Origin of the sequence: Agriterribacter humi, assembly GCF_009192765.1 — a bacterium.
Classification (GTDB): Bacteria; Bacteroidota; Bacteroidia; order Chitinophagales; family Chitinophagaceae; genus Agriterribacter; species Agriterribacter humi.
Window position 1 is genome coordinate 1 of sequence record NZ_VOHQ01000004.1, and the last position, 24,437, is coordinate 24,437.

Genomic DNA, 24,437 nt, shown 5'->3' on the forward strand with positions numbered 1-24,437 from the left:
GAACTTTTTAATCCTTCCTTATTTCCAACATAGGGGCTTGGAAAATACTAAACAGCCAAATCTTAACCGCAAAACCGCAACCAGCCGTTTGAAAAAAGAATTATTCTATTTTTACCGGACAGCAATGTCTTCAAGCTCAAAAATTTCGTCTGTTTTGCAATGAAGTACCGTGGCAATTTTAAAGGCTAACATTGTAGAAGGAACAAACCTGCCGGCTTCAATTGCAATGATGGTTTGCCGGGCGACCTTCACTTTTTCGGCTAATTCTGCCTGCGTCATATTATGCCTTGCCCGCTCAACTTTTATAAGATTCTTCATTCAGTTTCATTTAAAGTTGCCTGATGCTTCAAATAATGAAAGCTTATTGTGGCAATAATGAGCGTTAGGGCCAAAAATTGATAAGCGGAAATAGAAAGGATCATATCATGCTCCCTGTTGAAACGCCAGTTTAGAAAAAGGTAATTGTAAAGATGAGTAATAAAAAATGCTACAATAATAGCCCTTGTCAATGCCTTAAATTTAAGCCCATGTATCATTTCGTCATCTGTTCTTTCTTTGGAAAAAAAGATAAAAACAAGCCCCCAGCTAAGTCCGATGGCCAATTCATTTGTATCGAAAATTCCCTTTTTATGATACTGCTGGAAAAAGCTGATCACTCCTGCGATAATGATCAATAGCCCTAAAATTTTTGTCCAATATGAATAAGGAAAGGAATTATGCTTCATAAAAGTAATTTTTACATTACCAAGTGTAATGTATAGTTTACATTATGAAAAATTTATTTTCCTTTTAAATAAGAAAGGAACATTGAAATTTTACGCAATAGGCTAAGTGTGGGTCGGGATGGACTTAATGTATTTGGCTTTGATTGTTAACTGGTTATGCTTTACATAAGATGTGAAAATGCCGGAAAAGAAAAAGAAGATATGTCTTTGGTTGAAAAGGAGATTACCGATGTGTCAAACACACAAAATAAAAAGTTAAGGAAAAATTAATTTTAAAGAAAAATTACTGTAGATTTGGCACTGAAATAAAAAAAAGGTCTTCTGTAGAAACAGATGACCTCTAACGATTGCTTGCCATATGAAAATTCTTAATAAGTCTTGTTCTGTAAATGATTGCAGCGTTTCTGCTTTCATTTAGATGCCTCTAACACTTGCCAGTTTCTTGCTTCACGATTGCTTGCCTTTTTCTCTTTCCTCATTTGCTGATGTAAAAGTAGTACACGAATTTTTGCCCTGCAAAACAAGTTGTTCGTAATTTTATCATGCCAAAAAGGGGTGCAGTAATGCAAAACCCTTTGTGGTACTGAGTTTCAGGAAATTTTTATTATGATGCCCAACAGTTTTACAGATGCTTTATTTCAATTGGTCCGTTCCCTTGAAAAGTCGGAAAAAAGACATTTTAAACTCTATATAAAGAGAAGCTCCGGTAAAGAAGACCTGAAGATCATTCAATTGTTTGATGCGCTGGAGAAATTGCACGAATACGATGAAAAGCTGCTGATTTCAAAGCTTAAAGGCGTTACCAAGCCGCAATTGGCTAATTTAAAAACGCACCTGTACAAACAACTTTTATCGAGCCTGCGTCTGCTTAAAACCACCGAAAATACTGATCTTCAACTGAGTGAGCACCTCGATCACGCCCGTTTACTGTATAATAAGGGGCTGAAAATTCAAAGTCTCAGGATTTTGGAAAAAGCCAAAGAATTGGCCAAAACCAACCAGAAATTCAATTTCTTAGCCCAGGTTATTTCTCTTGAAAAAAAAATAGAAACCCTTCATATTACCCGCAGTACGCTTGAAAGAACAGAAGATCTTGCCACGGAAGCATTGGCCATCAGCGCCCACATTGACAGGGTAACACGATTGTCTAACCTGGCCTTATTGCTTTACCGCTGGTACGTTAAGTTCGGACATGCGCGTAATGTGGAGGATGAGAAGGACATCAGGGCATTTTTTAAAAGCAATATTCCTGACGACATTCACGCCATAAACGGCTTTTACGAAAACCTTTATCTCTATCAAAGTTATTGCTGGTACGCCTTTATACGCCAGGATTTCCTGATGTATTACCGTTACAGCGAAAAATGGATCAATTTATTCGAAGCGAACCCTACCATGATCGCTGTGGAGACAGGCCACTTTATAAAGGGTGTGCACAATTTGCTGAATGCCCATTTTGATCTCCGCAATTACAGGAAATTCCAGGGCACTCTGCGCAAATTTGAAGCATTCGCAAAAACACCTGTTGCCCGGCATCACGATAATTTTCGCATCCATACTTCTATCTATATCAACATTGCAAAGGTGAACTGGCACCTGATGGTAGGAACTTTTAAAGAAGGGCTGGCACTTGTCCCTGAAATTGAAGCTAACCTTAAGGAATATGCGCTTTATGTAGACCGGCACCGTATACTGGTTTTTAACTACAAGATCGCCACTTTATATTTTGGCGCTGAACAGTATGAAAACGCCATTGATTACCTGCAAAAAATAATTAATGGCCCGCTTGATCTCCGCAATGATTTACAATGTTATGCCCGGCTGATGCACCTGATGGCGCATTATGAACTGGGTAATGACGAAATCATTGAATCGCTTATAAAATCGGTTTACCGGTTCATGGCCAAAATGAAAAACCTTACTGTTGTTGAGGAAGAGATGTTTCGTTTCCTGCGCAGCTCATTTCGTGTTTCTCCACGCCAGTTAAAGCCTGAACTGGAAAAATTTCTGTATAAGATAAAGCATCTCGAAAAAAATCGTTTTGAAACCCGGGCTTTTGCCTACTTAGACGTTATTTCCTGGGTGGAAAGCAAAGTATACGGCAAACCCCTGGCTGCCATTATTCATGAAAAGCATTTGCAAAGCAACCGCAGTGCAGTTAAAACGCCTAAAGTATTGCATAAGGCTTCCTGAACCTCTTTTTCAAACCTATTCTTTTAGTACATTTATCGCCGGTTTAATAAACTATATACGTTCGTTTTATGGAATTCATTGACTATTATAAGATACTTGGACTGGATAAATCCGCCAGCGCCGAAGATATTAAAAAAGCATACCGGAAATTAGCACGCCAATATCACCCCGATCTTAATCCGAACGATAAGGATGCGAATAAAAAATTTCAACAGGTTAATGAAGCGAATGAAGTATTGAGCGACCCTGAAAAAAGGAAAAAATATGATCAGTACGGCGAGCACTGGCAACATGGGGAAGAATACGAAAAGGCAAGGCGTTCGCAACAAAACGCAGGAAGTACGGGCTATAATCCATACGCACAGGAAGGATCTTTTGGCGGAGATTTTTCTTCGGGAGATTTTTCAGACTTTTTTAATTCCATGTTTAGTGGTGGTTCAGCAGGAGGAAGGAGTAGCCGAAGCCAGGTAAAATTCCGCGGGCAGGATTATAATGCAGAACTGCAAATAAGTTTAAAAGAAGCGTATACCACGCACCAGCGAGTTTTCACGATCAATAACAAAAATATCCGCATTACCATCCCTGCCGGCATTACTAATGGGCAAAACATTAAGCTCAAAGGACACGGTGGGCCTGGTGTTAACGGGGGTCCGCCAGGCGATCTGTACATCACGTTCCACATTTCGGAAGATCCTGTTTTTAAACGGCTGGGAAATGATTTATATACTACCGTGGAACTCGATCTGTATACCGCATTGCTGGGCGGAGAAAAAACTATAGATACCCTGGATGGCAAAGTAAAATTAAAAGTGAAACCCGAAACACAAAATGGCACCAAAACAAGATTAAAGGGAAAAGGGTTTCCGGTATATAAAAAAGAAGGCTCGTATGGTGATTTGATTATAACATGGCTTATTAAAATACCGGTTAACCTTACCGAAAAGCAAAAGGCCTTATTCAGGGAATTGTCTCAATCTTAATACTAAATCATTTCTTATGTCAAATATTGAAGACCTGGTTACTCCCGAAGAATGTTGCACACATTATAATATTGAGCTAACATTTATACAGTCGCTGAATGAGTATGGGTTAATTGAAGTAATCTCTGTTGAAGAAAAGCAATTCATACACAACACACGGTTGCAAGACCTGGAAAAGTTCATACGCCTGCATTATGAGTTGGGTATAAATATGGAGGGAATTGATGCTATTGCGCACCTGTTGCTTAAAGTGAAAAATATGCAGGAAGAAATAACTGAGCTTAAAAATAAATTGCAAATAGGAAACGCTATGGATTACCATTCGGGATGAGTGGCAGGGTACTTTGCTCTTTTAACGTGTATCAACGTTTCCTGAAAAGTAAACCAGGTGATGTATCTGCATTCCGATCCGGCTTTTCGCAATCAATACAATACTATTAATCATCTTCAATGAAAAAGCCGGCATTCATTATCATTTTTTCTTTTCTTGCCCATTTTGTTTTTCCGCAGTCGCCGGTAGTCGAATCCGGGCTGATCTTTCCCGCCCAGGACAAACATGTTCATGGCAGCACACTGGTAGCATTACCCAATGGTGATTATTTAGCCGCGTGGTTTTATGGAAGTGGCGAAAGGAGCGCCGATGATGTAAAGATCATGGGAGCCAGGTTGAAACAGGGACAGCAAAAATGGAGCACGCCTTTTTTATTGGCCGATACACCCGGACTGCCAGATTGCAATCCCGTATTTTTTCTAAACAAAAAAGGCAAATTGTTTTTAGTGTGGATTGCCGTTCAGGCTAACCGTTGGGAATATTCCATACTGCGGTATAAAACATCTTCTGATTATCTTAAACCGGGAGCCCCCGTATGGAACTGGCAGGATAATATCCTCCTGAAACCCGATGACAGGTTTGCCAAAGAGACGGCAGCTCAATTCAAACAAATGCCCCCTCTGCGACATGGCTGGGCCGAGTATGCGCCTGAATACGATGATATGATCATTGAAGCGAGCAAGGACGTTCGCAAACGCAGCATAGGATGGATGACCCGTATAAAACCATTAATCACCAATAAGGGAAGAATATTACTCCCATTATACTCTGATGGATTTAATATGTCGCTGGTAGCCATTTCTGACGACGATGGTGAAACCTGGCGGCCCAGCCTGCCCATCGTAGGCAGAGGGCCTATACAACCTGCGCTGGCACAAAAAAAAGATGGTACTATTGTAGCGTTTATGCGTGATAGTGGTGATTCGCCCACCAGGGTGCATACCAGCCAGTCGGCGGATGAAGGTGAAAGCTGGACGGCTTCTGTAAAAACAGCTATACCCAATTCTGCCAGTGTAGAAATTTGTGTATTAAAAGATGGTAAATGGGCCTTCCTGGGCAATGATATTGATGACGGAAGATACATACTAAGCCTTTATATATCGGACGATGAGGGAAAAACATGGAAATGGAAAACAAGGATCGAGGATCATCCAAAAGAAAATGGCAGGTATTCTTATCCGTCACTTATACAGGCTAAGGACGGGCTATTGCATATGACCTATTCCTGGCATAGCGGAGAAAAAGCAAAATCTATTAAGTATGCAGTAGTAGACCCTGAAAAAATAACGAAATAAGATACGCATATGGATATGTTGCAAAAATTAAAAAGTGGCAAAAATGTATACGGCACCTGTTTCACTTCAACAGCGCCAGGCTGGCCGATAGTTTTAAAAAATGCCGGACTTGATTTCGCGTTTATTGATACAGAGCATACCGCGCTGAACCGGGCCGACATGGCAAAGATATGCCAGAATGTGCAGGCATACGGTATAACACCCATAGTACGTATTCCCTCCCCTGACCCCTATTTAGCGTGCCAGTGCATTGATGGTGGCGCTAAAGGAGTTATTGCTCCTTACTTAGAATCGGTGGAGCAGATCAGGGAATTGGTGGGCGCAACAAAATTCCGTCCGCTTAAAGGAGAAGTATTGCAAAAGGTATTGAACGGAGAGCAGGTGCTGTCTGTGGAAATGAAAGCCTATTTAGATAATTACAACAAGGGCAATATATGCATTGCCAATATTGAAAGCGTTCCGGCCATAAATAAGCTGAATGCTTTATTAAGTGTTCCGGGATTAGACGCCGTATTTATCGGTCCGCACGATCTGTCCATCAGCCTGGGCATACCCGAACAGTACGACCATCCTGAATTTGAAAAAGCGGTTAAACATATCATTCATACCACAAGAAATAAAGGACTGTCTATTGCTATTCATTTTTCTCTTGAGCCCCAACGCCAGGCAAAATGGGTAAAGGAAGGCGTAAACATTGTAGTGCACAGTACAGACATTGCCTTGTTTAGTCAAAAACTAAATGCCGATATAAACGCTATAAAAAAAGCGATTGGCGACACTACAAACGATGATACAGCAATACAGGAAGATGTGCCGGTGGTGTAAAAGAAAGGGATGGCTTATACAGGTTGCAAGTTGCAGGTTAGCGGGCAAACCCGTACGGTGCTTTCTCTTTTAACTTCTGCTTCTTCACCTTATTTTAAACAACTAACACAAACATATGCAGGAAATACAATGGGGTATGATAGGTTGCGGTAATGTAACCGAAAAGAAGAGCGGCGCGCCGGCCATCAATAAAGTACCACATTCAAAATTAGTTGCGGTAATGGCGCGAAAAATGGAAAAGGCAGCGGATTACGCTCAAAGACACAATGTACCCAAATGGTATGATAACGTGGATGACCTGATCAACGATCCTGATGTTAATGCCATATATATTGCCACCCCACCCGATGTGCATCCTGAATATGCAGCTAAAGCTATGCAGGCCGGCAAACCGGTATATGTTGAAAAGCCCATGGCACGCAACTTTGCTGAATGTGAAGCCATGAACCGGGTAAGCCGGGAAACGGGCATACCGCTTTTCGTTGCCTACTACCGGCGTACCCTACCCTATTTTGTGAAATTGAAAGAATTGATTGACGCGAAAGTGATAGGGGATATCCGTTGCATTATTATAGCATTGCACTGGCAGCCTTATAGTGAAGAGACAGGTGAAAATCCACAACCCCGCTGGCGTGTATTCCCGGAAATTTCAGGAGGAGGGCATTTTCATGACCTGGCCTCACACCAGTTCGATTTTTTGGAATATGCTTTCGGTCCCGTAAAATATGCAAAGGGTATATCGCGCAACCAGGCCGGTTTATACAAAGCCGATGATATTGTAGTAGCCAATTTTGAATTTGAATCGGGCATTATAGGAACAGGAAGCTGGTGTTATACGGTTAACAAAGAGCAACGTATTGATCAGTCACAACTCATTGGTTCAAAAGGAAAGATCAGCTTTTCGTTTTTTGAAAGCAGTAAAATAGTGGTAGAAACTCCGGAAGGCATAGTTGAATATGATATTCCTTATCCTCAACACGTGCAGCAACCCCTGCTGGAAACTATTGTAAAACAGCTTCGGGGAGAAGGCAAATGCCCCAGTACCGGCGAAACCGGCGCACGAGCCAATTTGATTATGGATTGGATTACTGCTAAATAGTAAAGTGTTGGTGAGAGGTGGAACCTGTACAAGTTACAGGGTGCAAGTTGCAGGTTCCATGCAACCTGCGACCTGCAACCCACTTCACCCCGGTCTGCCTCCGGGCGAATGCCGTATTATTTCTTCATCAGCCAAATTTCTGTTACCTGCGATCCTCTTTGCCCTTCGCCACATGTCCAGGTAAAAGTTACCTGTCCGCCTGAAGTGGCTTCTTTTGGAATCTCGAATTCATAAACGGGTTTTTCGCCGGTTTGTATAAAATCATGTATAACAATATTGTCATTGGCCACCAGCTTTTGTTTTGACCTGAATCTGCCGGTATAAGTTATGCGCATTTTATAAGTGGCTGTTGTATCTAAGTTATCATACCGGATTTTTAAGGGAGTATCATATAAAGTATTGATCTGACTCATCCACGCGTTTGGCGTGGTTTGTCCCGAAAAACCCTGCGATCTTACTTCATGCACCCATTCTTCTCCAATTACACCTACCCCAAAACTTATTCTCGGCGATTGCAGGCTTCCGGGGTCTTCCTGCCAGGTTTTTTCCGAAATTAACCTGTGTTTGCTTTGTACTGATCCGAAATGATCATAAAAGCCACCTGGTCCCGGATCGGTACGGTGAAGCATTTCTTTTATCTTACCCACCCTTTCGTTATCATCCTCAAGTTTTTCAAATGCCGAAAGCTGATCCAGCAGCCATGGCGCATTGTTGAGCGGTAAATCTATATTGTCAATAAAATTACCCCTGCCAGGCATGGCCCCATGCTTTTCAATGGTAAGCTGCGCCCCAATGCTGCTAAACAATGAATCGGCAAGTACCATGCATTTTTCCTTTAATGCTTGTCCTACCGGTTCCTCCACGGCCTTTTCCAATATCATCCTTGCCTGCAGTATAGCAACCGATGAAGTTTCACTGGTTGCATTTTCCAGGATATCTTTCGCCTGTGCCTCCAATGCTTTTTCATGCGTTAAACGGCGCTGTATATAAGCATCATAATATGCTCTTAACAGGCACATCTGGAACCGGAAATTTTTTATTAGTTCGGGAGAAGCTTCACTTTCTATTTGTTGCCATTGCTGAAGCGTTTGTCCAACTTTTTCATTGGTGAGCAATGCCCCTCGTAAATTTTTCTCAAGACTCATAATGCCCTGTGCCGCCTCCTCAGCAATATCAGCATTCATAAACAAACGGCTATAATCACGCAATGTTTCCATTGCCGGTGTACCAGGATCCCAGTCCTGGTCGCTCCATATAAATTTGTTTACATCATCGTTCGTGCCTTCGGAGTAGCTGATGCTGCCCGATGCATAGGGCGCCAGGATATTGTGAATATGCTTTTCGTCTTCAGGCCGGGGGTTCACACATTCTCTGCCCAGGGTCATCGCGTAAGCCACATCCCAGTCTGGCACAGGATACTGGCAGCTTAAGCTATGCGTTATATCCGGATATCGCCTGATGGGAATTTCCGCTTTTACGAGCTTACGCAATTCCGCCAGCGGTATTTTAACCCACGGACCAAATACCACGCCCCCAAACCACGGGTAGCCGCTGTTGACATGTTTAAAAAAATCATCAAACCATTTTTGATTGGGGCGAAACACCTGTGGTGAAACCCATATCTTGGCATTGGGGTGGAACTGGTGCAGTGCTACTGCTATTTTTCCCAGCCAGTCGAAAAGCACATCAGGCTCAAGGTCGCCCGGATCACCACCCGGAACAAAGAGATGATCTAATTTTGGCAAAGCGGCAAAAACTTCTATCCGCTCCTGCATTTCTTTCTTAAGTGAATCCCTGTTGGTATAATCCGGCCCCATATTCGGGTACCACATCCACACGTCTAAGCCATACGATTTGGCAATCTTTGATTGTTCTACCATCATTTTTACAGGCGGGAGTTTCATATGCGCACTGGTATCATCGTCATCTGTACGCGGAGGCATTATTTCAATACTGTTGGCACCGAATAAAGCCAGGTCGCGTATATACTGATCAAATTGCTTTACGGAAAAAGCATCGTATGAATTGGTTTTAGGACGGTAACCCAACTGGTGCCCCCGTATGGGATATTTGGGAGAGGTTGACAATTTAAGATTATCCGGTATCAACAATTGCCCGGGGCGCATGGCAGCTTTACGCAACAATCGCCCTACACCATACAATACACTTCGTGCGTCCTTTGCCGTTATTACTACAGCATTTTGCTCCTTTATCGTCAGCAGCCTGAAGCCTTCATTACCGGGTTCTGCAACGGCGTCTAACGCCTCCCGGATAGTTTTAGGCAGTTTAGATTCCCGGCCTGTTGCAAGGACATAAATAACCGTTTGTCCTTCATCGGGCTGTTTTGTAACAACGGGAAGCAATAGCTGTGTTCTTTTCTGAATTTCCTCACGCAATACCTGAACCGGCTTTTCCAGTGATATTTGCTTTTCGCTGCTCACCCATATAATGGCTTTGGAAAGATCTATATGCTGCGCATAAGAAGAAAATACTGTCAGCAGAAAAACAATACAGGCAACCAGCTTTGAACATTTCATAACGGCTTTGGGTTTAAAGAAGAATAATGAATGATATACAAGTATATTTAAAATATTGTCATTATACTTACAGAGCAATGAAAACTTATTCTATACCCTTTTTATTGTTTGCTATATTATCCATTACAGTTCAACCCAACAAAAATCTAAATAGTACGTTAATTGCTCAGTATCAATATCCTTTTTAAATAGATTTGCAGGCATTACAGCGTAAAAGCATGAAGAACCGTATTTTAATTTTTTTATTCCTTTTAGCAGGTTTATCCGCATTTGCCCAAAACGGCTATCAGATAAAGGTAACGCTCAAACCATTTACCAGTGGCTACCTCTACCTCGGGCATCACTTTGGAAGTAAACAGTATATCATTGATTCCGCTGCCATCAACAGCAACAGCGAAGTAACTTTTTCAGGAAAAGAAAAATTATTCGGCGGCGTGTACATGGTTATCTTCCCCAGAAAGAATGGCTGGTTTGAGATGCTGGTAGACAAGCAGCAGCATTTTTCGGTTGTTGCAGACACCACCGATCTGCCTGGGAAAACGCAGTTCACAGGCTCTTCCGATAACCAGTTGTTCCAGGTTTACCAAAAGATGGCGCAGGAAAAAGGAAAATCTGTTTTTTTATTACAAAAGCAGTTAAAGGAAAATCCGGCCAATCCGGATTCCGTTAGGATAAAGTCGGAAATTACCAGGCTGAATGATGAGATGCAGCAATACCGGGAACAATTTATAAAAGCGCATCCTACCCATTTGTTGAGTGCGATCTTTCATGTATTGCAGGAAGTAAAAGTACCGGAAGCGTCCAAACACCCCGGAGGCAAATATGATTCGGCATTTGCCTATCAATATTACAAACAGCACTACTGGGACGGAATTTCGTTTACAGATGAACGTTTGGTGCGCACCCCCGTTTTTGAACCCAGGCTGCAAAGATATTTCAGCAATGTTCTGATGCAGCATCCCGATACGCTGAGCAAGGCTGCCAATAAAATCTTAGACGCAGCCATCAGCAACAAGGAAATGTTCAAATTTATTCTTTCATCACTCACGGAAAAATACATCAATCCCACGTATATGGGGCAGGATGCTGTTTTTGTAAATCTTTTTGAAAGATATTATGCCCCGGGAAAAGCCGATTACTGGCTTAATGACAAATACAGGAAAGCAGTGTTTGACCGTGCTTACAGCCTAATGGCGAACCTCATAGGTGAAAAAGCCGCCGACATGAATATGGTGGACAGCTCGGGTAAGCCCGCACCGTTGTATAGCATTAAAGCGCCATATATTGTTATTTGTTTCTGGGATCCTACCTGTGGCCATTGCCAAACGGAAGTGCCTCAACTGGATTCTCTTTTTCAAAATAAATGGAAAAAGAAGGGGGTTCAAATGTACGGCGTAATGACAGACGGAGGAAAGAAAGCCTGGTTGAAATTCATCCGTGATCACCAGCTCAAAGGCTGGACCCATGTATACCAGTTGCCGGCGGTAAAAGATGCAGAATACGCCGCAGGCAAACCGGGCTATAAACAATTATACGATGTGTATCAAACACCCGTGTTGTACCTGTTGGATAAAGATAAAAACATCATTGCTAAAAAATTAAACCACAATCAACTGGATGATTTGCTGCAATTGAAGATGAAATAAAGGAATATAAGATCGCAGGGTGGAATATCGGACATCAGCAGGTAATAAACAATAACCAATCACCCTTCACCTCATACCTGATATAGTCATATGAAAAGAACGGTTATTTTTATTTTGCTTATTTTATCCGGAACCTGCCTTTCCGCTCAAACCCTTTTTACTTATGGAAGGCATAAGGTTGATAAAGAAGAATTTCTCCGGGCTTTCTATAAAAATAACACAGGTGATAAAAGCGGGCAGGCCATGCGCGATTACCTGAATCTTTTTATTGCATTTAAGTTAAAGGTACAGGCAGCCAAAGACCTTAAAATGGATACGCTTCCGGGCCAAAAAAATGATCTGCTCAATTTTCGCCGCCAGATAGAAACAGATTACCTGAACGACGACAGCATTATTCATATACTCGTGAAGGAAGCATTTAACCGCAGCCGGAAAGACATTCGCATAGCACATATATTTATTCCATTTGAGGAAAGCTACGTGAAAGACCCTTCGGTTACTGCAGGAAACAATGCTGTTGACACCCTGCCTGCCTGGCAAAATATACAAAAAGCCTATGCGGCATTAAAAAACGGGGCAGACTTTGGCTTAACCGCGGAAAAATATTCACTTGATCCTTCAGTAAAGAATAATAAAGGTGATATTGGTTTTATTACCGTCTTTTCCTTACCCTACCCGTTAGAATCCGTCGCCTATACGCTTCAAACCGGTGCATTTTCCATGCCCTGTAAAAGCCAGGCAGGATATCATATCATTAAAAAAATAGCAGAAAGACCTGCCTTTGGAAAGATGAGGGCAGCGCAGATATTATTGGCTTATACGCCGGCCGCGTCAAATAAAGAACGGCAAAAGAAAAAGACGCTGGCGGATTCATTGTACAATGCGTTAGAGCAGGGAAGCGATTTTGAATCCCTTGCAAAGCGGTTCAGTTCGGAAAGAAATGCATCTACCACCGGCGGACTAATGCCCGATTTTGGCGTGGGTCGCTACGATCCCATTTTTGAAAATGCTGTTCTTTCCTTAAAAAATGACGGAGACATTTCCGCACCTTTTGAAACGGCTTATGGGATTCACCTTGTAAAACGAATCAAACATTTGCCTGTAAGCAGCGATAGTTCACAAGCGGAAGCATTGTTTAAGGAAGCCGTTTTGCAGGACAGCCGCGTTTCTATTGCCGGCGAACAGTTTACAGAACAAATGCTGGAACGTACAGGATATCAAAAAAAATATAAGGATGAGCTGCTATGGTCAATTACCGATAGCTTTTTAGTGCGTAATCATTTTATTCCTTCAAAAGGAGCCGATGAGCAAACGGTTTTGTTTTCGTTTGACAAAGAAAATACAACAGTAAAAGACTGGTTAAGCTATATACAAACAGAAAAGAACAAATACAGCAGATCGTCCCCGCTGCCTTATCCGGCCATTATGAAAACATTTGTTTCACTACAGGCAAAAGATTATTACCGCGCTCATCTTGAAGACTACAACACGGATTTCCGCAACCAGTTAACCGAATTTTCGGAAGGGAACCAGCTATTTGAAATAATGGAACAACAGGTTTGGAGTAAAGCTTCGAAAGATAAAAAAGGCCTGCAACAATATTATGAAAAGCACAAAGAAAAATATACCTGGGGCCCCAGCGTTAATGCCATATTTTTTACAACTGATGACCGTAAAACAGCGGAAGACATAAGCAGGGATATTAAAAACTACATTAAAAAATGGAGAACACTGGCTGAAAGCTCTGCCGGCAGGATCATTGCTGATTCGGCCAGGTTTGAACTGGGACAGATTCCCGGTGCTAAGGAAGATATACGACCAGGACAAATTACAGAACTTATAACAGATCCGGCAAATGGTTCAACCAATTTCATGTATGTACTTAATGTGTACAATAAACCCGCGCAAAGAAGCTTTGATGAAGCAAGGGGTTTGGTGATCAATGATTACCAGGCAGTGCTTGAAGGAAAATGGATTAAGGCATTAAAGAAGAAGTATCGCGTAAAGGTGAATGAAAAACTTTTGCAAACGTTAGCGCATTAAAGAGGAACGCTTAAAGAAAGAACCAAAAAATACAAATAACAAGAAACAAACCTGTCCGCGTGGCGGATAAAGTTCCTCATAACCTGGGCCCCGTTTAAACAAGAATGTCACCGCTACGCGGTTTTGTTGATGTAATTTTATTTTCCTATAATTATTCCAGTCCTTCGGACTTAAAAATAACCACGAAGTGGTGTGATTATTATAGAAAGCAACCAAAAGGCAATATTAAACCCTGAAAGGGTGACATACACGCACTTTAACCCTTATCCCGAATTCAGGTTATAAGCTTTGTTTCCAATCTACATAATTTCCTTTACCACATTCTCAATTATCCTTGGTTTACCCAGGGTGTAATAGTGCAATACGGGTACTCCGGCTTTTTTGAGTTCAATGGATTGTTGCTTCAGCCATTCTGTACCTACCAGTTCTACATCAGCATCCGTTTTACATTTCAGTATTTCTGTACTCAGGTCGGTAGGTATATCCACATGAAAAGTACGGGGCAATACACTCAGTTGCTTGATAGATGAAATGGGTTTTAAACCAGGTATGATGGGAATTTCAATACCATTATCCCGGCAGTTTTTCACAAACTCAAAGTACTTCTGGTTATCAAAAAACATTTGCGTTACAATATACTCCGCCCCTGCATCTACCTTGGCTTTAAGATAAAGCATATCGGTAGAAGCATTAGGAGATTCAAAATGTTTTTCGGGGTAGCCTGCCACACCAATGCAGAAATTAGTGCGAAAGCCATTGCGGATACTTTCTTCTAAGTAAATGCCATTGTTAAGGTTTACGCTTTGCTTCAGCAGGTCAATGGCATACTTGTGCCCCTCGGGCTCCGGCTCAAAAAAAGTTTCATTCTTTGCCGCATCGCCGCGCAATACCAATACATTATCTATACCCAGAAAATAAAGGTCAATCAGGGCGTCTTCTGTTTCACGAACAGTAAACCCGCCACAAATAAGATGCGGAACAGCATCTACCTTATAATGGTTCATAATGGCTGCGCAAATGCCTACGGTTCCCGGCCTTTTCCGGATCTCCACTTTTTCGAAACTGCTGTCGGCTTTTTTCTTAAAAATGTGTTCGGCCCGGTGGTAGGTTACATTAATAAAAGAAGGCCTGAACTCCATTAACGGATCAAGGTGGTCATAAATAGAATTAATGGTCTTACCTTTTAAAGGAGGTAATATTTCAAATGATACCAATGTTCCTTTGGCCTGGCGCAGGTGCTCTGTAACTTTCATTGTTCCAACTGTGCTTTTTTCAAAATAATGTGCAAACATAATTCAAACACGCCATACCAGAATACCCTGCTGTGCCGATAAATGATAATAATAACAATTTTTAGCGCCGTTTACCGTGCCTGTGATGGCAAAATCACTTTCCAATTGCCTGTTAAAGTGTAAAGCATAAATACCAGCAATTAGCGGCTATCCTGTATTTTTGCCGAAACCCATATAATTTGAGCATCACCATACATACCAGCAATTTAATAAAACAATACGGTAGCCGTACAGTGGTAAACCAGGTGTCGGTAGAAGTAAAGCAGGGGGAGATTGTAGGGCTGCTTGGACCCAATGGCGCCGGAAAAACCACAACGTTTTACATGGTGGTAGGATTGATAAAGCCCGATGAAGGACAGGTTTTTTTGCAGGACAGGAATATTACCAAACTCCCCATGTATAAAAGGGCGCAGATGGGCATTGGCTACCTGCCGCAGGAAGCGTCTGTATTTCGTAAGCTGAGTGTGGAAGATAACATAGCCGCTGTACTGGAAATAACCAAACTGAGCAAAGCAGAGCAAAAACAAAAACTGGAGGCCTTGCTGGATGAATTTCACCTGCACCATGTACGCAAAAACAATGGTGATTCCCTGAGCGGCGGAGAAAGGCGCAGAACGGAAATTGCCCGCGCCCTTGCAGTTGACCCCAAATTTATTTTATTAGACGAGCCTTTTGCCGGGGTGGATCCTATTGCGGTGGAGGATATACAGGCGGTGGTTGCCCGCATGAAGTATAAGAATATTGGCATTTTGATTACCGATCACAATGTAAATGAAACCCTTTCTATATGCGACAGGGCCTATTTGCTTATTGATGGAAAAATATTTAAACACGGTACAGCCGAAGAACTGGCCCAGGATGAACATGTAAAGCGACTTTACCTTGGCCGCAATTTTGAATTAAAGCGGAAAGATTATTTACATGAAGAAGCCATCAAAGCGATTGGAGAATACCCTACAGTGGAACCCGGTGAGTGATTAAAAAAGAAGAAAGCGCCGATTGCTTTTTCGGGAACGGCGACAATCACTTTTTTAATACCCCGATTTTTCAGTTTATCCAGAGCAATAAACATCAATGCCCTCGACTTCCCCGAAGCGGGCGGTGCCTTTATCAAAAGATAATTCGCAGTTCGGGCAGCGAACGCTTTTTCCTGCATTTCGCGCATTCCCAGTTCATTTGTCTTTTTGCTTTTTCCGGTTTGGCTGTATTCTACTCGTACTAAATCGGGCATAACCTGTTTTTTATCTAATGACTGTCTAAACAAAAGTTGTCTTAAACGATGTCGGCATTGGTATTCAAATAGTTATGATATTTTTACTTATAAAGTTCATCTAAAGTTTAACTAAGTTCATCTAAAGTTTAACTAAAGTTCATCTAAGTTTTAGCTTTTCTAACCCACTTAGGATATCTTATAGTTCCTTGATTTTCAATAATATGCTCTTTTCTTGAGAGGGCATATATCAAATTCCTGACTTTATTCAGCTTCTGTTTTTCATTTAAAACAGCCGGAAGAATATCTAAAAGCAGTTCGTCTATGTTTGTTTTGGATGCCCAACCGTATTTGTCAATATATTCCAATATCATCCGCTTATAATGTTCGTCCTTAAATCCCCTCTGCTTAATATAAGTGGCTTTTTCCCCGGTTACACCGGCCACAGAAGATGAGATATAATAATTGGGCTTTCTGCCTTCGATCAACCTTTTTACTTTCAACCGCTTTGCCTCCTCATCGGTGATGCTTTTACCTTTAGCTATTTTATCCAGCAACATAATTTCATCAAGCAACAAGTCAGGCATTTGTGCCAGTTTGATGGCGTATTTCAGGTCCAGCACCCTGCCTACGATAGTTACCTGCACTTTATTTTTGCTCAAATCATAATCGGGCAAAGGAAAAAACTTTTTCCGCTGAATAACAAACATTCTTTTTATACCGCTGCCTGTTGTATCTATCATATTTAAATTGAGCATGGCATTGGCTAAAAACGGGTTACGGTACCTTGATTCGGGCGCATCCGATTTTATTACATGCTCTACCGATTCCGGTATAAATGAACCGGCGTTAATAAATGTAAGCATAGCATCCTCCCGCTCCACAACATTTATTTTTCCGTTCAAAGTATAATCCTGGTGGGCAATACAGTTGTTTAAGGACTCACGGATAATGTAGGGGTCAAACTGATCAACCTCATCGGGGAAAAGGCTGTCGTCTTTTATATACCTGTATTTCAGGTTGCGGATTTTATCTTTCACTTCATTTACCGCCAGTATAAACGGGCATCCGAAATGGGCATAGTCCTTTTCAATATTGTCCTTGTCCCGCAGTATCCATGAAATCTTTGCCTGTGCCGGATTGATGAAATGGTCTGATTCCGGTTTACCCAACAATAGAATTGCCGTTCTGGTTACTTTGTTCTGTATGGTTACTTTGGCTTTGTTAAGGAAAGTAACATCATCCCATTGCAGGATTTCCTGCTCATTCTTTTTGTTTTTCTCAATGTATTGCTTCCGGGCAAAATCAATGGCTTCTTTTGAAAGGTCGGCAAGGGTAGCTATAGGAATTATTTGTGCCGACCAGTCAAGGGCTTTGTTTTGCACGCGGATAATGTCAAACTCCCTGTCGCTTAATGCACCCAGGCTTTCCCCGTTCCTGCCATAGTAATGACCTTTCCAGGAAACAGGATGGCCCTGCGGTGCAGCAGGTATTTTACAAAGGATTACCGTTTTGCCGTCTTTTTCTACCCGCTCTGTTTTATCAAATGATAGCCGTGGACTGGTATGCTGTGCCAGTTCGTTTTTATATTCATTCAGTTGGTTGTCGTTGATGATAGTGCCAACAATCGTCCTGTCGTTTTTTACGCCTAATACCAACCAGGCATTTTCTGTGTTTTTTAAGTTGGCTTCGTTGCTTAAAGCAGAAAAATATTGTCCCAATTTGTCTTTGTCATATTGGGTCTTTGCTTCTTTAAACTCTACCACCTCATTTTCGGCAGATAAGGTCAATAGCTTGTTGAGTATGTCTGTCATTGCGCCTCTTTCTTTTTTCTCGGTTTTTTCTGTTTTGCAAACAGCGTATCTTTCTTTGTCATCTCCTCATACATTTTAAACAAATACTCCAACCGCTCCGTATCTGATGCAAACGGCTGTATGCGGTAACATTGTTCTACGGCTCTATCCAGTTCTTCGTGCGCCTGCCTCAGACCTTTGGGCATTTTGTTGGGATCGTAAAGTTGCGCCATTGTTTTTTCGGGATGTTTGGCGCGCTCATCTAAAATAGTAAACACATACAGGTTCAGGTTTTCTTTTTGTTTAAGGGTGATATCGGGAAAAGGGAAAGTGTTATAACACAGCTTAACTGAATAGCGGTAATCTGTTTTCAGCTTACCACCAACTGCACGTACCCAAACCATGTGCATTTTGGAATGGATTACTCCAAAAAGCCAGGGTTGGGCATCATAAATGGCCATTGCAGAATCAGCGATAATTGTATCACCGTTATAAAAACCTAATGGTATATATTCTCTGTTCTCAGAAGAATGCCTTGGAATTAGTATTGCATCCGAATATTGATGCCTAATTTCTCCGAATTTGTGTGCTGATGCCGCTAATTTTCGTGTAGCTTCCCGACTACTGTTTAATCCATATTCCCTGACTGAGTTTACGCTATTAGATATTTCTGGAATCTGTATAGCTTCTTCCTTTTCAGTATCATTTATCCAAAAACAATAACGCTGGTTTCCCTTAAGAAACTCGGAACTTCCAATAAATGGTTTAACAAGCTTTCTTGATTTCTCATTTTTTAGCCTTGCCATATCGTCTTCTTCTAACAGTAGAAATCCTCCGTCATTTGGCATATTTCCAAAACTCATTTCAGCAACCTTAGAAATTGGCTTACTTCTCCCTGTAATAATAATATTGGCATAACCCAGTAAATAAGAGTTTATGTTTTTAGCTTCCCTTCTGATATTTCCTGTAAACAAATACTTTGCCTCGTTTGAAGCATTACGAAAACTTAGAATAATTACGGTAACACCTGCATTGCCTTTTGCATTGTTGGACCATTTGAAAGATTGATAAGCAAAACCAATTTCAATTTTATCGGAAATAAGATGCGGCCAAAGCAAAGCTACTTGCTCACCCTGACAAATTGAATTGGTAGTTACAAACGCGACTTTTGCATTAAGCCCTTCTATGTAATCTTTTGCTTTGTAAAACCAACAGGAGATATAGTCCAAATTATTGTATCCATTAATCCCGCGGAATACAATAGCCATATCCATTTTTTGTTCTTTATCCTGCAACCTTGCCCCAAAATAAGGCGGGTTTCCAATAATATACACTTCATCATCTTTATCAATCGGGCAAACCTCTTTCCAGTCTATACGGGCGGCGTTTCCCTGCACTATTTTACCCGCTTGTTTGAGTGGTAATATAGGTTTGGATTTTCCATAGCCCTCTAATTGCTCATCAAATACCCGGTTCACCTGGTGCTCGGCTAACCATAGGGAAAGGATAGCCATTTCGTGGGCAAAGTCGTCTAATTCTATACCATAAAACTGGTTCAGCGAAATGGAAGTGGTGAAAGCGTCTGCAAATAAGGGTATTTTCTCCAGCCCGATTATCTGCTGTATGATTTTTATCTCCAGCACCCGCAACTCCTTATAAGTGATAATTAAAAAATTACCGCTGCCGCAGGCCGGGTCAAAGAATTTGATATGGGCAATGCGGGCAATCAGTTTTCTTAATTGTGCCGCATTATTTTGATACTTTTCAAATGCTTCATACAACTCATCCAGAAACAGCGGTTTAATGAGCTTTAAAATATTGGGAACTGAAGTGTAGTGCATGCCCAGGTCGCTACGGTATTCGGGTATTATCACCGCCTGTATCATGGAGTCGAATATATCGGGGTTGATGTCGCGCCAGTTCAGTTCGCCTAATTCCACCAGTATTTTCCGCGCTTTACCAGTAAAAACCGGCGAATCAATTTTATCCCTGAACAGGCCGCCGTTTACATAGGGAAATGTAGCCAAATGTGCAGATAGACCTTTGGTGTTTTCAGTATTCAACCGTTCAAAAAGACGGTTTAAAAACAAGTGTGTGTCACTTCCGTTATCGGCTGTATGCTGGGCCAAGGTATTGGTGAAAATGCTTTCTTCTTCAAATATTTCCGTATCCTCCGCAAAGAAGCAGAACAATAGCCTTGACAGGAAAATATTCAGGTTGTGAATGCTTTCTTTGGAATTATAAATATTCTTATTTTCTGTTACCAGCACATCGTACAACCGGGCCATTTTATACGCTGCATTACGGTCGGCTTCATTGTCATTGGTGGAATGATATACTTCGCTCCCTGCAAGCGGTAAGAAAAAACTGTAATATTTGGGCAACTCTTCAACAGGAATATCCAGGTTCCTGCCCAGCTTCAGGTCCTTTGCCACCAAAGTTTTATAATCTGTAACAATGGCGAAACGGGGCTTATGTTTTAATACCCGCTCTTCTTTAGAAATGGCATCAATGGAGCTGAGCAGTTTGTTGGTTTCCTCTTCTTTGAAGAATATCTTTTTCTTATGCAGTACTTCTCCTTCCCCTTTTGAAAGATTGAAGTCACCATTTTTCAACCTGGTAATGGAAGTTTTAGAAATGCCGTAAGCCAACAGCAAATCAAAAAGAAAATCTGTTTTTGAAAAATTCTTAAAGATGCGCTTTACGTTATCTTCTATTTCGTGGCTGTTCATTTTCTTATAGAGTTGAAATCTGCGATAGGCACAATGTAGCCTATCCGCTTTGATATTTTATACTGTTTTGCATAAAGATATAAAAACCACAACCCGGAGCAATTACGAAAAGCCATCGGTAATTGCCATAATGAATATTTTAAAGGAAAATGTCGGGAGAATAATCGCTGCAAAGAATTAGTTTCTCATTTCTGGTAAATGCTTTATTTTGCTAAAATCCAATGGGAATATTAAGTACAACCATATCGCAATTGGCCCGTATGCGGCTGTGGCGTATTGAAGCCTGGGTACAACATCCCATAGCTTCACAGCGGGAGGTATTGCAGGACCTGGTTACCTCGGCCCAGTATACGGAGTTCGGCCGCAAATACAATTTTTCTTCCTTATTTTCTACACGCGATTTTAAAAAAGCCGTGCCTATCCATGAGTACGATGACCTTAAGCCTTACATACAACGCATGATGGACGGCGAAGAAAATATTTTATGGAATACGCCCATCCGCTGGTTTGCCAAAAGTAGTGGTACCACCAGCGATAAAAGCAAGTTCATTCCCATAAGCGAAGAAAGCTTGGAAGACTGCCACTATAAGGGAGCCAAGGATACCCTTACCATGTATTATAATTTCAATCCCGATTCAGACCTGCTAACTGGCAAAGGATTGGTAATTGGTGGCAGCCATACCATTAACCAGGTAAATGAGGAGATCCATTATGGCGACCTGAGCGCTGTACTTTTACAAAATTCTCCCGTGTGGGGGCAATGGATCCGTACGCCTGAACTGTCTATTGCTCTTATGGATGAATGGGAAACCAAAATTGAAAAGCTGGCTGAAACCACTATTGCGGAAAACGTTACTTCTATTTCGGGAGTGCCTACCTGGACAATGGTGTTATTCAAAAGAATACTGCAAATTACCGGTAAAAGCTGCATTGCCGAAGTATGGCCATCCCTTGAATTGTATATTCACGGCGGTGTGTCGTTTACCCCTTACCGGGAGCAGTTCAGAAAAATAATAGGAAAGGAGATTTACTATATAGACAGCTATAATGCCAGCGAAGGTTTTTTTGCGGCGCAGGACAAACCAGGCGAAGATGGCATGTTGCTGTATCTTGATCATGGGGTATTCATGGAGTTCATGCCTTTTGAAGAATACGGAAAAGAAGATCCTCAGACCATCGGACTGAAAGATGTGGAGACAGGTAAAAATTATGCACCCGTGATCAGTACCAACGGAGGGTTATGGCGCTACTTATTGGGTGATACCATACAGTTTACAACACTGTATCCTTTCCGGATTAAGGTAAGCGGAAGGTTAAAACATTTTATCAACGCTTTTGGCGAAGAAGTGATTGTAGACAACACCGATAAAGCGGTTTCCATGGCATGCGAAAAAACAGGCGCCATTGTAAATGATTATACGGCCGCCCCGGTTTACTTCAGCGATAATGGAAATGGCGCACATGAATGGCTGGTGGAGTTTGATAAGGAACCTGCCAGCCTCGATGATTTTACACTTGAATTAGACAAGGCGCTGCAAAGCATAAATAGCGATTATGAAGCAAAGCGCTATAAAGACATTGCCCTCCATCAACCCTTGCTTCATATTATGCCCAAAGGGCTTTTTAATGAGTGGTTGAAAAGCAAAGGCAAACTGGGCGGGCAGCATAAAGTTCCAAGGTTGAGTAATGAACGTTCCCTTATTGAAGAAATTCTCGCGTTCAAATCATAATCCGCTGTTATAGAACCATACTTACTTTACATTCTTTCTGTTATCTTGCAATAATAATAATTAAGAAACCTTCATGAAATTACTTAGTAACAAAGTAGCTATTGTAACGGGAGGCGCCCGGGGTATCGGGGAAGCCATTGCGCTTAAACTTGCGGAACATGGCGCTCATATTGCCTTTACATATGTTAGTGACAACAGCAGCGAAAAAGCCGCAGCACTGCAGGAAAAATTACAGGCATTGGGTGTAAAAGCAAAAGCATACCAGAGTAATGCAGGCGATTTTACACAAAGTGAAACCTTTGTAAATGATGTGATCAAAGAATTTGGCACCATTGATATCTGCGTTAATAATGCAGGCATTTCAAAAGATAACTTATTGCTCCGCATGTCGGCCGAACAATGGGACGAAGTAATAAATACCAACCTGAAAAGTGTATTTAATATGACCAAACAGGTTATACGACCCATGATGAAAGCCAAAAGTGGCAGCATCATCAATATGAGCTCTATCATTGGCATTACGGGTAATGCCGGACAAAGCAGTTATGCGGCCAGTAAAGCAGGTATTATTGGGTTTACCAAAAGCATTGCCAAAGAAATGGGCAGCCGCAATATCCGCTGTAATGCTATAGCGCCCGGGTTTATTGAAACCGATATGACCGGTTATCTTAAAGAAGGAGATACTGCGGAAAAATACAAAAGCAGCATCCCCCTGGGCCGTTTTGGAACAGGCGAAAATATTGCAGATGTGGTGCTCTTTTTGGCCAGCGACTGGAGCAGCTATATCACCGGGCAGGCAATCAGCGTTTGTGGTGGCTTGAATACTTAGCGGATAAACAGGCAAAAATGAAAAAAAAGTATACGATTATTTTTCCGGTTGTGATATGGCTGATGTTAACATCCTTCGGAACCGCATATACTGGGCCTGTTCCTGTAAATACGTCAACAGATCTTATTTCCACAACGGCTCACTTTCAGCCATTACCCGACACTGTACATTACCCGGAAGAAAAGCATTTTAAGAATATACAGCAACTTACATTTGGCGGAGACAACGCCGAAGCATACTGGAGCTATGATAGCAAATACCTTATTTTTCAGCGAACCAATACAAAAGACGGCTTGAACTGCGACCAGATATTTATAGGTAAGGTGCCGCAACAGAACGGCGAAAAATTTGAATACAAACTGGTAAGCACAGGCAAAGGAAGAACAACATGTCCCTTCTTTACTAAGGATGGGAAACATATTATTTATGCTTCAACACACCGCAGCGCAGACAGTTGCCCGCCTGTGCCCGACAGGAAAAAATATGGCAACAAATACATTTGGCCGCTGTATGATAGCTACGATATTTTTATGTCTGACCTGGAAGGAAAAATTGTAAAACAACTTACCCATGCCAAAGGATATGATGCGGAAGCTACGCTTTCGCCGGATGGCAGCAAAATGATCTATACGAGCGATAAGGATGGAGATATAGAACTTTATATTATGGATTTACAATCTGGAAAAGAAAAAAGAATTACACACACATTGGGATACGACGGAGGAGCATGGTTTAGCCCGGATGGAAAGAAAATAATATGGCGTGCATCAAGACCCAAAACAGAAGCCGAAATAAAAGAATATAAAGAACTGCTTGCTGAAAGTCTGGTAGCGCCAACAAGCATGGAAGTGTGGGTAGCCAACTCAGATGGCAGCAATGCCCGGCAGGTTACAGCATACGGGCAGGCGAACTGGGCTCCGGCTTTTATGCCCGACAGCAAACGGATCATTTTTGCATCCAATCATGAATACAAAAGAGGATTTCCCTTTAATTTATATACCATCAATGAAGACGGAACCAACCTGCAAAAAATTAGCCGCGACAAGGGATTTGATGCTTTTCCCATGTTCTCTCCCGACGGAAAAAAAATTGTTTTTTGCAGTAACCGCAACAATGGCGGCACAAGAGATACCAATGTTTTCATAGCCGATTGGGTGGAATAACAATCGGGGTAAAA

Annotated in this window: 18 protein-coding genes; 12 read left to right on the forward strand and 6 right to left on the reverse strand. The window is 41.7% G+C overall.

Annotation, left to right across the window (positions count from 1 at the left end):
- Window positions 1-111 precede the first annotated feature (111 nt).
- On the reverse strand, window positions 112-318 hold the full coding sequence (locus tag FRX45_RS08650; RefSeq protein WP_152268026.1) for a helix-turn-helix transcriptional regulator: 207 nt from the start codon (window positions 316-318) through the stop codon (window positions 112-114).
- Window positions 315-725, reverse strand: coding sequence for a hypothetical protein (locus FRX45_RS08655; protein ID WP_152268027.1), 411 nt, complete (start codon window positions 723-725; stop codon window positions 315-317). Before FRX45_RS08655 ends, FRX45_RS08650 begins: the two co-directional genes overlap by 4 nt.
- A 606-nt stretch (window positions 726-1,331) precedes the next feature.
- Between FRX45_RS08655 and FRX45_RS08660 the strand changes: the two genes are divergently transcribed.
- The 6 genes from FRX45_RS08660 (at window position 1,332) to FRX45_RS08685 (ending at window position 7,448) form a co-directional block, all read left to right on the forward strand.
- Complete coding sequence (locus FRX45_RS08660) at window positions 1,332-2,918, forward strand: hypothetical protein (protein ID WP_317163099.1); 1,587 nt, start codon at window positions 1,332-1,334, stop codon at window positions 2,916-2,918.
- A 68-nt stretch (window positions 2,919-2,986) separates the two neighbouring features.
- Complete coding sequence (locus FRX45_RS08665; protein WP_152268028.1) at window positions 2,987-3,898, forward strand: DnaJ C-terminal domain-containing protein; 912 nt, start codon at window positions 2,987-2,989, stop codon at window positions 3,896-3,898.
- A 16-nt stretch (window positions 3,899-3,914) separates the two neighbouring features.
- Entirely contained in the window at window positions 3,915-4,229 is a 315-nt protein-coding gene (locus tag FRX45_RS08670) for a chaperone modulator CbpM (RefSeq protein ID WP_152268029.1), read from the forward strand.
- A gap of 119 nt (window positions 4,230-4,348) precedes the next feature.
- Window positions 4,349-5,524, forward strand: a complete 1,176-nt coding sequence (locus FRX45_RS08675) for a sialidase family protein (protein ID WP_152268030.1) — start codon at window positions 4,349-4,351, stop codon at window positions 5,522-5,524.
- Between the two features lie 9 nt (window positions 5,525-5,533).
- A complete protein-coding gene (locus FRX45_RS08680; RefSeq protein ID WP_152268031.1) occupies window positions 5,534-6,349 on the forward strand; it encodes an HpcH/HpaI aldolase family protein in 816 nt (271 codons plus the stop codon).
- A 115-nt stretch (window positions 6,350-6,464) separates the two neighbouring features.
- Complete coding sequence (locus tag FRX45_RS08685; RefSeq protein WP_152268032.1) at window positions 6,465-7,448, forward strand: Gfo/Idh/MocA family protein; 984 nt, start codon at window positions 6,465-6,467, stop codon at window positions 7,446-7,448.
- A gap of 116 nt (window positions 7,449-7,564) precedes the next feature.
- Here FRX45_RS08685 and FRX45_RS08690 read toward each other — a convergent pair whose 3' ends face one another.
- The gene (locus FRX45_RS08690; RefSeq protein ID WP_152268033.1) at window positions 7,565-9,985 is read right to left on the reverse strand and encodes an alpha-glucuronidase family glycosyl hydrolase; all 2,421 of its coding nucleotides are present in this window, start codon (window positions 9,983-9,985) and stop codon (window positions 7,565-7,567) included.
- Window positions 9,986-10,203: 218 nt separating this feature from the next.
- Between FRX45_RS08690 and FRX45_RS08695 the strand changes: the two genes are divergently transcribed.
- The gene (locus tag FRX45_RS08695) at window positions 10,204-11,631 is read left to right on the forward strand and encodes a TlpA family protein disulfide reductase (RefSeq protein WP_152268034.1); all 1,428 of its coding nucleotides are present in this window, start codon (window positions 10,204-10,206) and stop codon (window positions 11,629-11,631) included.
- Between the two features lie 90 nt (window positions 11,632-11,721).
- On the forward strand, window positions 11,722-13,674 hold the full coding sequence (locus tag FRX45_RS08700; protein WP_152268035.1) for a peptidylprolyl isomerase: 1,953 nt from the start codon (window positions 11,722-11,724) through the stop codon (window positions 13,672-13,674).
- Between the two features lie 299 nt (window positions 13,675-13,973).
- Here the strand turns inward: FRX45_RS08700 and FRX45_RS08705 are convergent, their stop codons facing one another.
- Window positions 13,974-14,927, reverse strand: a complete 954-nt coding sequence (locus FRX45_RS08705; protein WP_152268036.1) for a methylenetetrahydrofolate reductase — start codon at window positions 14,925-14,927, stop codon at window positions 13,974-13,976.
- Window positions 14,928-15,145: 218 nt separating this feature from the next.
- Between FRX45_RS08705 and lptB the strand changes: the two genes are divergently transcribed.
- Window positions 15,146-15,943 carry an LPS export ABC transporter ATP-binding protein gene (gene lptB / locus FRX45_RS08710; protein ID WP_193311635.1) on the forward strand — a complete coding sequence of 266 codons (798 nt, stop codon included), beginning with the start codon at window positions 15,146-15,148 and terminating at the stop codon, window positions 15,941-15,943.
- 397 nt (window positions 15,944-16,340) lie between these two features.
- On the opposite strand, the gene FRX45_RS08720 is transcribed toward lptB, so the two are convergent.
- The gene (locus FRX45_RS08720) at window positions 16,341-17,990 is read right to left on the reverse strand and encodes an RNA-binding domain-containing protein (RefSeq protein WP_152268037.1); all 1,650 of its coding nucleotides are present in this window, start codon (window positions 17,988-17,990) and stop codon (window positions 16,341-16,343) included.
- Window positions 17,987-20,701, reverse strand: a complete 2,715-nt coding sequence (locus FRX45_RS08725) for a DNA methyltransferase (RefSeq protein ID WP_152268038.1) — start codon at window positions 20,699-20,701, stop codon at window positions 17,987-17,989. Before FRX45_RS08725 ends, FRX45_RS08720 begins: the two co-directional genes overlap by 4 nt.
- Before the next feature lie 221 nt (window positions 20,702-20,922).
- Between FRX45_RS08725 and FRX45_RS08730 the strand changes: the two genes are divergently transcribed.
- From FRX45_RS08730 to FRX45_RS08740, 3 genes are all read left to right on the forward strand, one after another.
- Entirely contained in the window at window positions 20,923-22,431 is a 1,509-nt protein-coding gene (locus FRX45_RS08730) for a GH3 auxin-responsive promoter family protein (protein WP_152268039.1), read from the forward strand.
- A 73-nt stretch (window positions 22,432-22,504) separates the two neighbouring features.
- The gene (gene fabG / locus FRX45_RS08735) at window positions 22,505-23,260 is read left to right on the forward strand and encodes a 3-oxoacyl-[acyl-carrier-protein] reductase (protein WP_152268040.1); all 756 of its coding nucleotides are present in this window, start codon (window positions 22,505-22,507) and stop codon (window positions 23,258-23,260) included.
- 17 nt (window positions 23,261-23,277) lie between these two features.
- On the forward strand, window positions 23,278-24,423 hold the full coding sequence (locus tag FRX45_RS08740) for a TolB family protein (protein WP_152268041.1): 1,146 nt from the start codon (window positions 23,278-23,280) through the stop codon (window positions 24,421-24,423).
- The last annotated feature ends 14 nt before the right edge of the window (window positions 24,424-24,437 follow it).

Bases quoted from the DNA above. Each gene is read 5' to 3' on its own strand.
- FRX45_RS08690 (WP_152268033.1), bottom strand. From the start codon at position 9,985: ATGAAATGTTCAAAGCTGGTTGCCTGTATTGTTTTTCTGCTGACAGTA.
- FRX45_RS08740 (WP_152268041.1), top strand. From the start codon at position 23,278: ATGAAAAAAAAGTATACGATTATTTTTCCGGTTGTGATATGGCTGATG.
- FRX45_RS08650 (WP_152268026.1), bottom strand. From the start codon at position 318: ATGAAGAATCTTATAAAAGTTGAGCGGGCAAGGCATAATATGACGCAG.
- FRX45_RS08675 (WP_152268030.1), top strand. From the start codon at position 4,349: ATGAAAAAGCCGGCATTCATTATCATTTTTTCTTTTCTTGCCCATTTT.
- FRX45_RS08720 (WP_152268037.1), bottom strand. From the start codon at position 17,990: ATGACAGACATACTCAACAAGCTATTGACCTTATCTGCCGAAAATGAG.
- FRX45_RS08705 (WP_152268036.1), bottom strand. From the start codon at position 14,927: ATGAAAGTTACAGAGCACCTGCGCCAGGCCAAAGGAACATTGGTATCA.
- FRX45_RS08655 (WP_152268027.1), bottom strand. From the start codon at position 725: ATGAAGCATAATTCCTTTCCTTATTCATATTGGACAAAAATTTTAGGG.
- FRX45_RS08680 (WP_152268031.1), top strand. From the start codon at position 5,534: ATGGATATGTTGCAAAAATTAAAAAGTGGCAAAAATGTATACGGCACC.
- FRX45_RS08665 (WP_152268028.1), top strand. From the start codon at position 2,987: ATGGAATTCATTGACTATTATAAGATACTTGGACTGGATAAATCCGCC.
- FRX45_RS08730 (WP_152268039.1), top strand. From the start codon at position 20,923: ATGGGAATATTAAGTACAACCATATCGCAATTGGCCCGTATGCGGCTG.
- FRX45_RS08660 (WP_317163099.1), top strand. From the start codon at position 1,332: ATGATGCCCAACAGTTTTACAGATGCTTTATTTCAATTGGTCCGTTCC.
- FRX45_RS08670 (WP_152268029.1), top strand. From the start codon at position 3,915: ATGTCAAATATTGAAGACCTGGTTACTCCCGAAGAATGTTGCACACAT.
- FRX45_RS08685 (WP_152268032.1), top strand. From the start codon at position 6,465: ATGCAGGAAATACAATGGGGTATGATAGGTTGCGGTAATGTAACCGAA.
- FRX45_RS08695 (WP_152268034.1), top strand. From the start codon at position 10,204: ATGAAGAACCGTATTTTAATTTTTTTATTCCTTTTAGCAGGTTTATCC.
- FRX45_RS08700 (WP_152268035.1), top strand. From the start codon at position 11,722: ATGAAAAGAACGGTTATTTTTATTTTGCTTATTTTATCCGGAACCTGC.
- fabG (WP_152268040.1), top strand. From the start codon at position 22,505: ATGAAATTACTTAGTAACAAAGTAGCTATTGTAACGGGAGGCGCCCGG.
- FRX45_RS08725 (WP_152268038.1), bottom strand. From the start codon at position 20,701: ATGAACAGCCACGAAATAGAAGATAACGTAAAGCGCATCTTTAAGAAT.